Below are 13,067 nucleotides of genomic sequence, written 5' to 3' on the forward strand. Positions count from 1 at the left end.
TCCTCTTATAAATTATACTTAGACAATAATTTCAAAATGCGCAGAATTTCCGCTACATTCATGGCAAACGATATTGCGCCTCTTCCCTTAAACGGTGGGTTTCCATCGAACAATTCAGGCAGAGAACCTATGCAATGGCTCGTCATCTCATCTTCAAAACCAATCAAATAACGTTCTACGAACGAAATACCACTCATCTTATAGATACGTAAATACGCCTCCATGTAAAAGCCCATAAGCCACGGCCAGGCTGTACCCTGATGATAAGCGTAATCTCTCTGGGTCTGAGGACCGACATAATTCGGATTATACCCTCCGCTCTTAGGACTCAACGTACGCAGACCTTTCGGAGTCAGCAATTCTTTTGTCACAATATCAAGAACTTGCTTCTTTTGCGCGCGGTCTAACGGTGAGTAATCAAAAGCTACGGCAAATATCATGTTGGGACGAACACTCCAATCCATCATATAGCCGTCTACATAATCGAACAGATAACCGTACTCATTGCGGAAAACCTCCACAAAAGATTTACCCGTTATCTCCGCCTGAGTATCCAACTCATCCGCAAGAATGTCATTTCCTCCCTCACGTACAATATCCGAAACAAAACGCAGAGCATTGTACCACAACGCATTCACCTCAACGATATATCCGGTACGAGGAATTACGGGATGTCCGTTAGCCGTAGAGTTCATCCATGTAACGGCCTTTTCCTTGCCATTTGCATAAAGCAAGCCGTTTTCATGCAAAAAAAGATTGTCATGCTTACGGTCACGGATATATCTCATGATGTCTTCCAACAGCTTACCGTACTTCAAGCGGCATTGTTCGCGCGATGTATCCTTAGCATATTGTTGCAAAGTCCACACTGCCCATAAAAGCACGTCGGGATGTTCCATTTCATAGATTTTATAACCTACCGGTTTATCCTCTATGAAATTACGGATAGCTTTTTCCGCCGTATTCATAACATCTTCGAATTCATCTTGTTCGTCCACTGCCAAAGTTAGTCCCGGTAAGGAAATAAACAAGTCGCGTGCACGACATTTGAACCAGGGATAACCTGCAAGTACATAATGTTCTTCTCCTTGCTTATTGTGGAATTGGTGAGCGGAATTCTTTAAACAGTGATAGAAACTGTCGCGCGGAGTGCGGTCTGCGGCTTCGGCCTCAAAGGCCTGTTTCAGTTTACGCGGTGAAATCTCTGAAATACCGGCAGAGAAAACAATGCTTTCACCTTTCTTTATATCTACTTCAAAATAACCGGGTACATACAAGTCTTCATTAAAATCATATCCGCGTTCCTGTTCTTTCGGATATTCAATGCCGCGATACCAATCCGGTTGATAATGAAATTCATTCTTTTTGTTCAGCTGCATATAAAGTTCCGGATAACCGGGATACATACAGGTTTTAATGCCATTTTCCACCAACTGGTAGTCACGGCTTGCCTGCGCATTCTCGTGCGTGTATTCGCGTACGCTGCGGAATGCCAGGAAAGGACGGAACCGGAGCGTTGTTGCCGAATGGGCATCGACCAAGGTGTAACGAATCAGAATCCGGTTCTCGTGATGTACAAAAACATTCTCTTTACGGAGGATAACACCTCCCACACGGTAGGTAGTCGCCGGGATATGCTCGCAATCAAATTCACGGATATACTTATGTCCATTCGGACTAAAGTTATTTCCCTGATACTTATGCAACCCCAGATTAAACTCCGCACCGTGCTGAATTACCGTTTCATCCAAAGAAGACAGCAGCACATGGTTTTCATCATCCAGGTTGGGAACAGGAATCACCAACAAGCCGTGATATTTGCGTGTGTTACAATCTACAATCGTTGTACAATGATAGGCCCCCGATTTGTTAGTCCGAAGTATCTCCCTTGGCAAAGATTCTTGCAGATTAACCATCAAGGTCTTGTCAAATCGTAAATAACTCATAGTTGTGCATTATTTAAAGGTTAATTATTCAGGTATATGCGCTACAAAGCTTGTAGCGATGCCCAAAAATACGAATTAAAGCCTATACGCAAAATAAAAAGTCAGTTTTTTTTCGTTTTTCAAGTAAATAATTCGTAGCATTGTACGAAAATAACAAATCCCTGTACAATATATGAAGCGTGACGTGCAACGAATAGTTCTGGCTGCGATTATACCGCTATTTCTACTATTCATCCTGTATATACTGAAATTCTTGGAAACAGGCATGGATTGGGACTTTACAAAGCTGGGAGTTTATCCAATGGAAAAGCGAGGAGTATTCGGTATATTTGCACATCCGTTAGTACACAGTAGTTTTAAACATCTTTTTGCCAATACGATTCCTTTTTTCTTCTTGTCCTGGTGTTTGTTTTATTTCTATCGGGATATTGCGCCCTATATCTTTTTTACAATCTGGATAGGTTGCGGAGTATTCACCTTTCTTATAGGCAAACCGGGATGGCACATCGGCGCAAGCGGTATTATTTACGGCTTGGCATTCTTCCTGTTTTTTAGCGGATTATTACGAAAACACGTACCACTCATAGCAATTTCTCTATTAATAACTTTTCTGTATGGAGGATTGGTATGGAACATGTTTCCACAGTTCGCCAAAGAAACGACCTCTTGGGAAGGACATCTCAGCGGTGCCATAACAGGAACGCTCTGTTCCATCGCTTTTATGAAATACGGTCCTCAACGCCCGGAACCTTTCGCAGACGAGGAAGACATTGATGAGGAAGAGGAAGAAGCCTCCTCTGAAGAAGAAACAAAACAACCTTATTGATGGAAGCTCTCCAAAAGTAATGAGATGTTTGCCATGAACAGACGTACCGATATAGCCAATAGAATGATACCAAAGAATTTACGGATAATATAAATACCGCCTTTACCTAAGAATCGCTCAACCCGTCCTGTCATACTGACAACAAAATATACCCATATCATATTCAGCACTAACGCTATAATGATATTGACGCTGGCATATTCGGCACGCAAAGAAAGCAAAGTAGTAAAAGCCCCTGCTCCAGCCAATAGCGGAAAAACCAACGGAACCAGCGTTGCTTCTTTAATCGGCCCTTGGTTTTTAAAGATTTCAATATCAAGAATCATTTCCAATGACATCAGAAATATGACGAATGCACCGGCAACGGCAAATGATTCAATATCCACATGGAACAATTTCAGCATCATATCACCCGCATAGAAGAAGCCAATCAACAAGCCAAGCGATATTAATGTGGCTTTCAATGCGTTTACATCTTTTCCTTTCTCCTTCAAGTTAATGATAATAGGAATAGAACCAATGATATCTATCACGGCAAACAGCACGATAAAAGCGCTGGTCATCTGTTGCCAATTAAATGCTGAAAACATACGTCCCTCCTTTTTTCTGCAAAGATAATCTATTTTTATGCATTTCGCAAAATTTCTTAAAAGCGAATGAATAGCACGTTTAAGAAATAATAAAAAAAACAAAAAGAGAGGGCAAGTGTTTACGGCAGACTTCGATTATATCTACTTTTGCTCGTAAACCAGAAGATGAGAATGATATGGAAACAATGTTTGATACGCTATTACAACTACCCCTCTTTCAAGGACTTGCCCAGGAAGACTTTACCCGTATTTTGGAAAAAGTCAAATTGCACTTCACAAAACATAAGCCGGGCGAACTTCTTTTAAAAGAAGGGACTTCCTGTCATGAACTGGTCTTCGTTCTAAAAGGAGAAGTCGCATCTTCCACCTCATCCGTCGATTCTTCTTACAGCTTTACAGAATACTTTCCGGCTCCCTACCTGATTGAGGCTTACTCGATGTTCGGTATGAAAACGCATTATGCTTCTACATATCGGGCAAAAACGGAAGCGCACACCGTCAGCATCAGCAAGGCGTTCGTCATGAAAGAACTCTTTAATTATGAGATATTCCGTTTGAACTATATGAATATAGTCAGTAACCGTACTCAAATGCTGCATAACCGTTTATGGGCTGTGTCCGGTGATAACCTCGAAGCCCGCATCGCCCACTTCATCCTCAGCCATGTAGAACGTTTATCGGGCGAGAAAGCACTGAAAATAAAAATGGAAAACTTGGCGCAAATCGTCAACGATACCCGGGCAGGAGTATCAAAAGCTCTCAATAGTATGCAAGCCAAGGGATTGGCGGAATTACATCGCGGAGAAATCGTAATACCCGATGCGGAGAAGCTGTCTGAAAACTTATATCTGCTATCTCTTTAACGCAGATGACGCGAATGACGCAGCCCAAGAAGAAAAAGTCTGTGTCATCCGCGTCAGCGCGCGTCTGAAAATAATCAGTCTATAATTTTATTCCCATTCAATGGTAGAATTGGGCTTCGGAGACATATCATAACAAACACGGTTGACATTCTTCACCTCCTTGAGAATACGGTCGGTAATCTTCATCAGGACAGACCAATCCACCGGTTCGATAGTGGCAGTCATGGCATCCACCGTATTGACGGCACGGATAATGACAGGCCAGTCAAAAGAACGGGCATTATCACGTACACCTACTGACTTGAAATCGGGTACAACAGTGAAATATTGCCATACCTTCTTATCCAGACCTGCCAACCGGAATTCTTCCTGCAAGATAGCGTCCGACTCACGGACTGCCTCCAAACGGTCACGTGTGATAGCTCCCAGGCAGCGTACACCCAGACCCGGTCCGGGGAAAGGCTGGCGATACACCATTTCATACGGTAAGCCGAGTTCAAGACCGCAAGCGCGTACTTCGTCCTTGAACAACTGACGCAGCGGCTCTACCAATTCAAACTGCAAATCTTCAGGCAAACCGCCTACATTATGATGAGACTTCACCATCTTGGCAGTCTTGGTACCGCTCTCTACAATATCAGGATAAATAGTGCCTTGTCCCAAGAAGTCGATGCCGTCCAACTTACGGGCCTCTTCCTCAAAGACACGGATAAACTCGCCACCGATAATCTTACGCTTCTGCTCGGGGTCGGCTACGCCTGCCAGCTTATCCAAGAAACGATCTGTAGCATCCACATAAACAAGGTTAGCGTTCAGCTTATTCTTGAAAATTTCAATAACGGCTTCCGACTCACCCTTACGCATCAGTCCATGATTCACATGTACGCACACCAGATTGTCACCGATAGCTTTTAGCAACAGCGCAGCCACCACAGAACTATCCACACCGCCGGACAGCGCCAACAGTACCTTACGGTCACCTACCTGGCGACGTATCAGTTCTATCTGGTCATTGACGAAATTTGTCATATTCCAGTTGGCTTCAGCCTTGCAAGTATCGAATACAAAAGACTTGACCGCATTTTTAATAGCTTCCACATCATCTGTAAACCGGGGAAGTTTCACTTCGCACAAAGCCTTATCATGACCGGCAGCCATTACAGGGAATCCCGCTTCATAAATCTCGGGCAGTACGTCGATGGATACCCCGTCAATCACATTATTGGGACCACCGTTGATGATAACGCCTTTCACATTCGGCAAGGCCTTCAGTTCGGCGGCGGTAATGTCATGCGGGTAGATTTCGCTATATACTCCCAACGCACGAATCGCTCTGGCAAGCACCGTGTTTTCGTGACTTCCCAAATCCAGAATCACAATCATATCCTGCTTCATTCTTCTATATTATTTTTTAAGTTAATAATTTCAGTCGGTCTTATTCCCACTCTATTGTGCTGGGTGGTTTTGAAGATATATCATAGGTTACGCGGTTCACGCCTTTCACCTTATTTATAATATCATTGGATACCTTGCCCAGAAATTCGTAGGGCAGATGCGCCCAGTCCGCCGTCATGGCATCGGTGGAAGTAACGGCACGCAAAGCCACCGCACGTTCATAGGTACGCTCGTCGCCCATCACACCCACACTCTGCACCGGCAGAAGAATGACGCCCGCCTGCCAAACCTGATTGTAGAGTGATGTCTCGTTTCCTGCAGTATCCTGAACCTTCCAGTCACGCAGGCCCTGAATGAAAATATCGTCGGCTTCCTGCAGGGTACGTACCTTCTCCGGCGTTATATCTCCCAGAATACGGACTGCCAATCCCGGGCCGGGGAAAGGATGACGGGTAATCAAATGTTCGGGCATTCCCAATTCACGTCCCACGCGACGAACCTCATCTTTGAACAGCCATTGTAACGGCTCGCACAGACGGAGATTCATCTCCTCGGGCAGACCACCCACATTGTGATGGCTTTTGATAGTCTTGCCCGTAATGTTCAAGCTCTCGATGCGGTCGGGATAAATGGTACCTTGCGCCAACCAGCGGGCATCGGTTATCTTGTGCGCTTCGGCATCGAATACTTCGATAAAATCACGACCGATGATTTTACGCTTCTGTTCGGGCTCGGTCACTCCCTCCAAATCCTTGAAAAACTTCGCGCTGGCATCTACGCCAATCACGTTCAGTCCCAGACACTCGTAGTCGCGCATCACATTCCTGAATTCGTTCTTGCGGAGCAGACCGTGATCTACAAAAATACAGGTCAGATTCTTGCCGATGGCACGATGCAGCAATACGGCGGCCACCGAAGAATCCACACCGCCACTCAGTCCCAGAATAACGCGGTCATTGCCAAGCTGCCCCTTCAGTTCGGCGACAGTGGTATCTACAAACGATGCGGCACTCCAACTCTGGCTGCAACCGCAAACGTCCACCACAAAGTTGCGCAACATCTGCGTACCGTCCTCACTATGATACACTTCCGGATGGAACTGTACTCCCCAGATTTTCTCGCCGGTCACTTGATAGGCGGCAATCGCCACCTTATCCGTAGAAGCTATAACCTTGAAGTTATCGGGAATGGCAGTAATCGTATCTCCATGACTCATCCATACCTGGGTATTTTTCCTTATCCCTTTGAAAAGGATGTTCTCCGAATCGAAGAAGCCAAGATGAACACGTCCATACTCGCGGGTTCCTGCCGGCTCCACCCGTCCGCCGTTACTATAAGAGATAAACTGCGCACCGTAGCAGATACCCAAAATGGGGTATTTCCCGCGAATATCGCTCAAATCCACCTTGAATGCGCTCTTGTCATAAACAGAAAAGGGGCTACCCGAAAGGATAACTCCTTTTACACTCGCATCTCCCTGAGGAAATTTGTTGTAAGGCACAATCTCGCAATAGACATTTAGTTCGCGTAACCGGCGGCCGATGAGCTGCGTAGTTTGCGAACCGAAATCAAGAATGATAATCTTTTCTTGCATAGAAACAGAGGTGTTAATAATTTGGAGCACAAAGATACGATTATTTCTAAAACTGAAAGAAATATTGCGGGAGAATTCTTCGTATCGCCTTTCCCGCCTTCCCGGAAAGTATATCCACACTTCAGTATGGAAAGAATACACTTTACCTGCGAATGGAGTCTATATTTACCTAAAATATAAAGAATTTATTGGATTTATAAAGTAAAGAATTTATATTTGCCCTCGAAATAACTAACCAAAGTAAATCTACTATCATGAAGAAAAGCATCCTATCTCTAACCTTTGCTGTTTGCTGTCTATTACCGATAACAGCCCAAACGCTCTCCAAGGCAGATTCATTACAGAACGAAATCGCTTTATTGGAAAATGCATTGACAAATATACAAGCCGACTTACAAGAGAAAACTTTACAGTACAATTGGGAACTGACGGAAAAGTATATAGAGTATTGCAAGAAGCTCTCCAGAATCACAAACTTCAATCAGGAACCCCGGTTAGTACAACTTGCCACCACCATCAAACCGCAAGAACTGGAACCGTTGAGATTGGCTTACGAAGAAGCAAAAAAAGAATTTGACGCATTACTGGAATCCTATCCCGAATACATAACCCTTGATTCCTTATATAAAAGAGCTATCACCACAGAGCAGAAGAAAGACCGTAAAGTTGCTTTGGATGGTTTCTACCAGCGTATATACAAGGAGGATAAAGCTTACCGCCCCTTACTTGAAAAAAGACGCAAAGCCATCAAGGAACATTACATTGCCTGCGCTTACTATTTATTGAATGAATGTAAAAAGAATCGGGAAATCGTTCCGGAAATCTACAATTATAAGACAGAACGCATTCTTAAAGAAACCAATCCCGACCTTCAACAACTATCCATTGAAATCAGTACGCTTAGCGGCCTTCAACGGGAAACCACCCGCAAATATCAAAGACTGAAATACAACTTGAAGGAAGACTAAATAACAATCTTTTTATCCAATGAAGAAGATGTGTCAAAATGACGATTAATCATCGATTTTGACACATCCCATGAACTGTCCTTACAAATAAAGGACCAATGATTATTTTTCTTTCAAGATATCGCGGATTTCAGTCAGCAACACTTCTTCCTTGCTCGGTGCGGGCGGTGCAGGAGGAGCAGCAGGTGCTTCCGCTTTCTTCTTTTCCGTCAACTTGGTTATCAGCTTAATAAACATAAAGATGGAGAAAGCGATAATGAGGAAGTCGAAAGTAGCCTGCAGAAAGTTACCGTAATTCAGCGTTACGGCTGCAATCTCCTTACCGTCTACCACTTCGGCAGGCTTCATCACCCACTTTAAGTCGGTAAAATTTACGCCACCGATCAGCAAACCCAAAGGTGGCATAATCACATCGGCCACGACAGAAGACACGATTTTGCCAAACGCACCGCCGATGATGACACCGACAGCCATATCCACCACATTACCTTTCATGGCAAAAGCCTTAAATTCCTGTAAAAATGAACTTTTTCCCATCTTTTCAATTATTTAATTATGATTTTAAGTACGAATATAAAAACATTTTCTTACTTTTGCACCGCAATTCCAAAAGAATTGTAGGAAAAGTTTGAAAGTTTATTTTTTAAACATTATAAAACCCTTAAAAGTTTAAACAAAATGATTAAAGTAGGTATTAATGGATTCGGACGTATCGGACGTTTCGTATTCCGCGCTGCAATGAAAAGAAACGATATCCAAATCGTTGGTATTAACGACCTTTGCCCGGTAGATTACTTGGCTTACATGTTGAAGTACGATACAATGCACGGTCAATTCGACGGTACTATCGAAGCTGATGTTGAAAACAGCAAATTGATCGTTAACGGTCAGGCTATCCGCATCACTGCTGAAAGAAATCCGGCTGACTTGAAATGGAACGAAGTAGGCGCTGAATACGTAGTTGAATCTACAGGTTTGTTCTTGAGCAAAGACAAAGCTCAGGCTCACATCGAAGCAGGTGCAAAATACGTTGTAATGTCTGCTCCTTCTAAGGATGACACTCCGATGTTCGTTTGCGGTGTTAACGAGAAGACTTACGTTAAGGGTACTCAATTCGTATCTAACGCTTCTTGTACTACTAACTGCTTGGCTCCTATCGCTAAAGTATTGAACGACAAATGGGGTATCACTGACGGTTTGATGACTACCGTTCACTCTACAACTGCTACTCAGAAAACAGTTGACGGTCCTTCTATGAAAGACTGGAGAGGTGGTCGTGCCGCTGCAGGTAACATCATCCCTTCTTCTACAGGTGCTGCTAAGGCTGTAGGTAAAGTTATCCCGGCTTTGAACGGTAAACTGACCGGTATGTCTATGCGTGTTCCGACTTTGGACGTTTCTGTAGTTGACTTGACAGTTAACTTGGCTAAACCGGCTACTTACGCTGAAATCTGCGCTGCCATGAAGGAAGCTGCTGAAGGCGAATTGAAGGGTGTTCTGGGTTACACTGAAGATGCAGTGGTTTCTTCTGACTTCTTGGGTGACACTCGTACTTCTATCTTCGACGCTAAGGCTGGTATCGCTTTGACTGACACTTTCGTTAAAGTTGTATCTTGGTACGACAACGAAATCGGTTATTCTAACAAGGTTCTTGACCTGATCGCTCACATGGCATCTGTTAACTGCTAATATACAGTTAGAAAATAATAAAAAATAGGCGGCTTCTTTTATGAAGTCGCCTATTTTTTTTGCACATTTGCAGTTAGAATATTCTTTACCTGATAAATTGGATAAATTACAGGTAAGTATAGTCGAACTAACATTTAATTTGCATTATTAATCATGAACAAGATACAAGCCTCAAACCCTTTCTTTGAAATTTATTCTACTCCGCACGGGACTGTTCCTTTCAACCTGATAAAGACCGAACATTATGCGCCTGCCATCCACGAAGGCATCCGCCGGCAAAATGGAGAGATAGACGCCATCATCAATAATCCCGACGCACCGACTTTTGAGAATACGATAGTACCCTATGAAAAGTCCGGTGAATTACTGCATCGTGTCAATACCGTATTCGGCAATCTGCTCAGTGCTGAAACCGACGACGAATTACAGGAGCTCGCACGGGAAATCATGCCGCTGATGAGCGAGCATGAGAACAACATCAGCCTCAACGAAAAGCTGTTTGCCCGCATCAAAACCGTATATGAGCTGGCTGACAAGGCAAAACTTACCCCGGAACAATCCAAATTATTGGAAGATATTTATACCGGCTTCGTACGTAACGGGGCAAACTTGCAAGGAGACGCCAAAGAACAGTACCGCAACTTATGCAAGGAACTGAGCCTGCTGACACTTCAATTCAGTGAAAACACCCTGAAAGAAACGAACGATTACCGATTGGTGCTCACCGAGAAGTCCCAACTCTCCGGCTTACCTGAAAGCGCCATTGACGCCGCCGCAGAAACCGCACAGGAAAAAGGTGTAGAGGGTTGGGTATTTACCTTGCACGCTCCAAGCTACAGCCCTTTTATGACGTATGCCGACAATCGCGACCTACGCCGTGAGCTGTACATGGCATATAATACGAAGTGTACGCACGACAATGCCTGCAACAATCTGGAAATCGTAAAGAAGATTGCCAACATCCACATGGAGATAGCCCGGCTGCTGGGTTATGATAACTTTGCCGAGTACAACCTGAAAGAGCGAATGGCTCAAAACAGCGATACCGTATACAAACTGTTAAATCAATTGTTGGAAGCCTATACGCCCACCGCACAAAAAGAATATGACGAAGTACAGGCATTGGCACGCAGTGAAGAAGGAGCCGACTTTATCCTGATGCCGTGGGACTGGAGTTATTACTCTCAAAAGCTGAAAGACCGGAAGTTCAGCATCAACGACGAAATGCTCCGCCCCTACTTTGAGCTGAGCAAAGTAAAAGAAGGTATATTCGGACTGGCAAGCAAGCTATACGGCATCACCTTCAAGAAAAACGCAGATATTCCCGTCTATCACAAAGATGTGGAAGCCTACGAAGTATTCGACAAGGACGGCACATATCTTGCCGTGCTCTATACCGACTTCCATCCCAGAACCGGGAAACGTTCGGGGGCGTGGATGACGAGCTATAAAGGGCAGTGGATAGACGAAGCAAGCGGCGAAAACAGCCGCCCGCACGTATCTATCGTAATGAACTTCACCAAGCCCACGCAGAACACTCCCGCCCTGCTGACTTTCAATGAAGTGGAAACTTTCCTGCACGAGTTCGGGCACAGCCTGCACGAAATATTCGCCGACTCCACTTACGAAAGCCTGAGCGGCACAAACGTCTATTGGGATTTTGTGGAACTGCCTTCTCAGTTCATGGAGAACTTCGCCACCCAAAAAGAGTTCCTGCACACCTTTGCCCGCCACTACCAAACCGGAGAACTCATATCCGACGAATTGGTACAGCGCATCGTAGACTCATCGAATTTCAACGTAGCCTATGCCTGCTTGCGCCAAGTAAGTTTCGGATTGCTGGATATGGCATGGTACACGCGTAACACGCCATTCGAAGGAGACGTCAAAGCCTATGAGAAACAGGCTTGGAAAAAAGCTCAAATCCTTCCCGTTGTGGAGGAAACCTGTATGAGCACCCAGTTCTCACATATCTTTGCCGGCGGATATTCTGCCGGATATTACAGCTATAAATGGGCGGAAGTATTGGATGCAGACGCGTTCTCACTCTTTAAACAGCGTGGTATCTTCAATCCGGATGTAGCCGGCTCTTTCCGCAAAAACATCCTATCGAAGGGCGGAACGGAACATCCGATGACACTCTATAAACGTTTTCGCGGACAAGAGCCGACCATAGACGCACTATTAATCAGAAACGGAATAAAGCAATGAAAGAGAAAATAAATATAAAGACGATAGGCTGCAGCCTGATGCTGCTGGCTATACTTCTCGGTTTCAGCGCCTGCAACAATGAGGACGATGTAATGGAAATCTTCAACAACAAAACCTGGAAGCTGAGCCGCATAGCCACCGAAAAAGGGAAAGAACAATTCTATCAAGGTTTGTGGAATAACGAAGCCGAAGAGAAAGCCAGTCGTGAACTGCTCAAAACAGATGGAAACTTCACTTTGAACTTCAACTGCGCCGAAGTAAACGGAGAAGTAACCGGTACCGTCAGCGCCCATGCCGCCAAATCAAGCATCGATGACGCTACCCTGAAAATAGACGGCAAGGAACATACCATAAACATCAGCGGAAAAGTTATCGGTACGGAAAGCGATAAACTGGCAAAGGTATTCATCAACGGCGTGCTGAACGTATTCAAGTACGAGGGGGATATACACAATCTGACCCTCTACTTTAAAGACGGAAATACAACGAAAGTCATGGGATTCACAGCCCGCTAAATACAACTGAAGATATGGACGAGACTACGAGAAGCAAACAAGAAGCGTTGGACAAGCGTTATATACGCATGGCAAGCATCTGGGCGGAAAACTCTTACTGCCAACGCCGCCAGGTAGGCGCACTCATCGTAAAAGATAAAATGATTATCTCGGACGGATACAACGGCACGCCATCCGGTTTTGAGAATGTATGCGAAGACGAAAACAATGTCACCAAACCGTATGTACTCCACGCCGAAGCCAATGCCATTACCAAGATAGCGCGCTCCAACAACAGCAGTAACGGAGCCACCATGTACGTCACGGCTTCCCCTTGCATAGAATGTGCCAAGCTCATCATCCAGGCAGGTATCAAGCGTGTCGTATACTCCGAAAAATATCGGCTGGAAGACGGTATCGAACTGCTGAAACGAGCAGGCATCGAGGTAATATTTGTTTCAGCGGAGCATTGAAAGCTGAAAGTCGACAGC

General features: G+C 44.6%; 12 protein-coding genes. 7 read left to right on the plus strand and 5 right to left on the minus strand.

Annotated features, from left to right (window positions below; translation table 11 throughout):
* Positions 1-5 precede the first annotated feature (5 nt).
* On the minus strand, positions 6-1,946 hold the full coding sequence (locus tag BUB52_RS03230) for a glycogen debranching enzyme N-terminal domain-containing protein (protein ID WP_009122547.1): 1,941 nt from the start codon (positions 1,944-1,946) through the stop codon (positions 6-8).
* Between the two features lie 172 nt (positions 1,947-2,118).
* Between BUB52_RS03230 and BUB52_RS03235 the strand changes: the two genes are divergently transcribed.
* Positions 2,119-2,772 carry a rhomboid family intramembrane serine protease gene (locus BUB52_RS03235; RefSeq protein WP_009122548.1) on the plus strand — a complete coding sequence of 218 codons (654 nt, stop codon included), beginning with the start codon at positions 2,119-2,121 and terminating at the stop codon, positions 2,770-2,772.
* Here the strand turns inward: BUB52_RS03235 and BUB52_RS03240 are convergent.
* Positions 2,766-3,362, minus strand: coding sequence for a MarC family protein (locus tag BUB52_RS03240; protein ID WP_009122549.1), 597 nt, complete (start codon positions 3,360-3,362; stop codon positions 2,766-2,768). The two genes, BUB52_RS03235 and BUB52_RS03240, sit on opposite strands and share 7 nt — an antisense overlap.
* Positions 3,363-3,538: 176 nt before the next feature.
* Between BUB52_RS03240 and BUB52_RS03245 the strand changes: the two genes are divergently transcribed.
* Complete coding sequence (locus BUB52_RS03245; protein WP_009122550.1) at positions 3,539-4,225, plus strand: Crp/Fnr family transcriptional regulator; 687 nt, start codon at positions 3,539-3,541, stop codon at positions 4,223-4,225.
* 87 nt (positions 4,226-4,312) lie between these two features.
* On the opposite strand, the gene guaA (BUB52_RS03250) is transcribed toward BUB52_RS03245, so the two are convergent.
* Both guaA (BUB52_RS03250) and guaA (BUB52_RS03255) read right to left on the minus strand, forming a co-directional pair.
* Positions 4,313-5,620: a glutamine-hydrolyzing GMP synthase gene (gene guaA / locus BUB52_RS03250; RefSeq protein ID WP_009122551.1), complete on the minus strand. Its 1,308-nt coding sequence runs from the start codon at positions 5,618-5,620 to the stop codon at positions 4,313-4,315.
* Between the two features lie 40 nt (positions 5,621-5,660).
* A complete protein-coding gene (guaA, locus tag BUB52_RS03255; RefSeq protein ID WP_009122552.1) occupies positions 5,661-7,214 on the minus strand; it encodes a glutamine-hydrolyzing GMP synthase in 1,554 nt (517 codons plus the stop codon).
* A gap of 254 nt (positions 7,215-7,468) precedes the next feature.
* On the opposite strand from guaA (BUB52_RS03255), the gene BUB52_RS03260 reads away from it, so the two are divergent.
* A complete protein-coding gene (locus BUB52_RS03260; RefSeq protein WP_009122554.1) occupies positions 7,469-8,182 on the plus strand; it encodes a DUF5039 family protein in 714 nt (237 codons plus the stop codon).
* Positions 8,183-8,284: 102 nt separating this feature from the next.
* Here the strand turns inward: BUB52_RS03260 and mscL are convergent, their stop codons facing one another.
* Positions 8,285-8,719, minus strand: coding sequence for a large-conductance mechanosensitive channel protein MscL (gene mscL / locus BUB52_RS03265; protein WP_009122555.1), 435 nt, complete (start codon positions 8,717-8,719; stop codon positions 8,285-8,287).
* Positions 8,720-8,860: 141 nt separating this feature from the next.
* Between mscL and gap the strand changes: the two genes are divergently transcribed.
* The 4 genes from gap (at position 8,861) to BUB52_RS03285 (ending at position 13,049) form a co-directional block, all read left to right on the plus strand.
* Positions 8,861-9,871 carry a type I glyceraldehyde-3-phosphate dehydrogenase gene (gene gap / locus BUB52_RS03270; RefSeq protein ID WP_009122556.1) on the plus strand — a complete coding sequence of 337 codons (1,011 nt, stop codon included), beginning with the start codon at positions 8,861-8,863 and terminating at the stop codon, positions 9,869-9,871.
* 153 nt (positions 9,872-10,024) lie between these two features.
* Positions 10,025-12,082: a M3 family metallopeptidase gene (locus BUB52_RS03275; RefSeq protein ID WP_009122557.1), complete on the plus strand. Its 2,058-nt coding sequence runs from the start codon at positions 10,025-10,027 to the stop codon at positions 12,080-12,082.
* Positions 12,079-12,597, plus strand: a complete 519-nt coding sequence (locus BUB52_RS03280) for a DUF4847 family protein (protein WP_009122558.1) — start codon at positions 12,079-12,081, stop codon at positions 12,595-12,597. Before BUB52_RS03275 ends, BUB52_RS03280 begins: the two co-directional genes overlap by 4 nt.
* Positions 12,598-12,611: 14 nt before the next feature.
* Positions 12,612-13,049, plus strand: a complete 438-nt coding sequence (locus BUB52_RS03285) for a dCMP deaminase family protein (protein ID WP_009122559.1) — start codon at positions 12,612-12,614, stop codon at positions 13,047-13,049.
* Positions 13,050-13,067: the final 18 nt, after the last annotated feature.

The organism is Bacteroides clarus YIT 12056 (genome assembly GCF_900129655.1).
GTDB classification, from domain to species: domain Bacteria; phylum Bacteroidota; class Bacteroidia; order Bacteroidales; family Bacteroidaceae; genus Bacteroides; species Bacteroides clarus.

Bases quoted from the DNA above. Each gene is read 5' to 3' on its own strand.
- BUB52_RS03235 (WP_009122548.1), top strand. From the start codon at position 2,119: ATGAAGCGTGACGTGCAACGAATAGTTCTGGCTGCGATTATACCGCTA.
- BUB52_RS03275 (WP_009122557.1), top strand. From the start codon at position 10,025: ATGAACAAGATACAAGCCTCAAACCCTTTCTTTGAAATTTATTCTACT.
- mscL (WP_009122555.1), bottom strand. From the start codon at position 8,719: ATGGGAAAAAGTTCATTTTTACAGGAATTTAAGGCTTTTGCCATGAAA.
- BUB52_RS03230 (WP_009122547.1), bottom strand. From the start codon at position 1,946: ATGAGTTATTTACGATTTGACAAGACCTTGATGGTTAATCTGCAAGAA.
- guaA (WP_009122551.1), bottom strand. From the start codon at position 5,620: ATGAAGCAGGATATGATTGTGATTCTGGATTTGGGAAGTCACGAAAAC.
- gap (WP_009122556.1), top strand. From the start codon at position 8,861: ATGATTAAAGTAGGTATTAATGGATTCGGACGTATCGGACGTTTCGTA.
- BUB52_RS03240 (WP_009122549.1), bottom strand. From the start codon at position 3,362: ATGTTTTCAGCATTTAATTGGCAACAGATGACCAGCGCTTTTATCGTG.
- guaA (WP_009122552.1), bottom strand. From the start codon at position 7,214: ATGCAAGAAAAGATTATCATTCTTGATTTCGGTTCGCAAACTACGCAG.
- BUB52_RS03280 (WP_009122558.1), top strand. From the start codon at position 12,079: ATGAAAGAGAAAATAAATATAAAGACGATAGGCTGCAGCCTGATGCTG.
- BUB52_RS03260 (WP_009122554.1), top strand. From the start codon at position 7,469: ATGAAGAAAAGCATCCTATCTCTAACCTTTGCTGTTTGCTGTCTATTA.
- BUB52_RS03245 (WP_009122550.1), top strand. From the start codon at position 3,539: ATGGAAACAATGTTTGATACGCTATTACAACTACCCCTCTTTCAAGGA.
- BUB52_RS03285 (WP_009122559.1), top strand. From the start codon at position 12,612: ATGGACGAGACTACGAGAAGCAAACAAGAAGCGTTGGACAAGCGTTAT.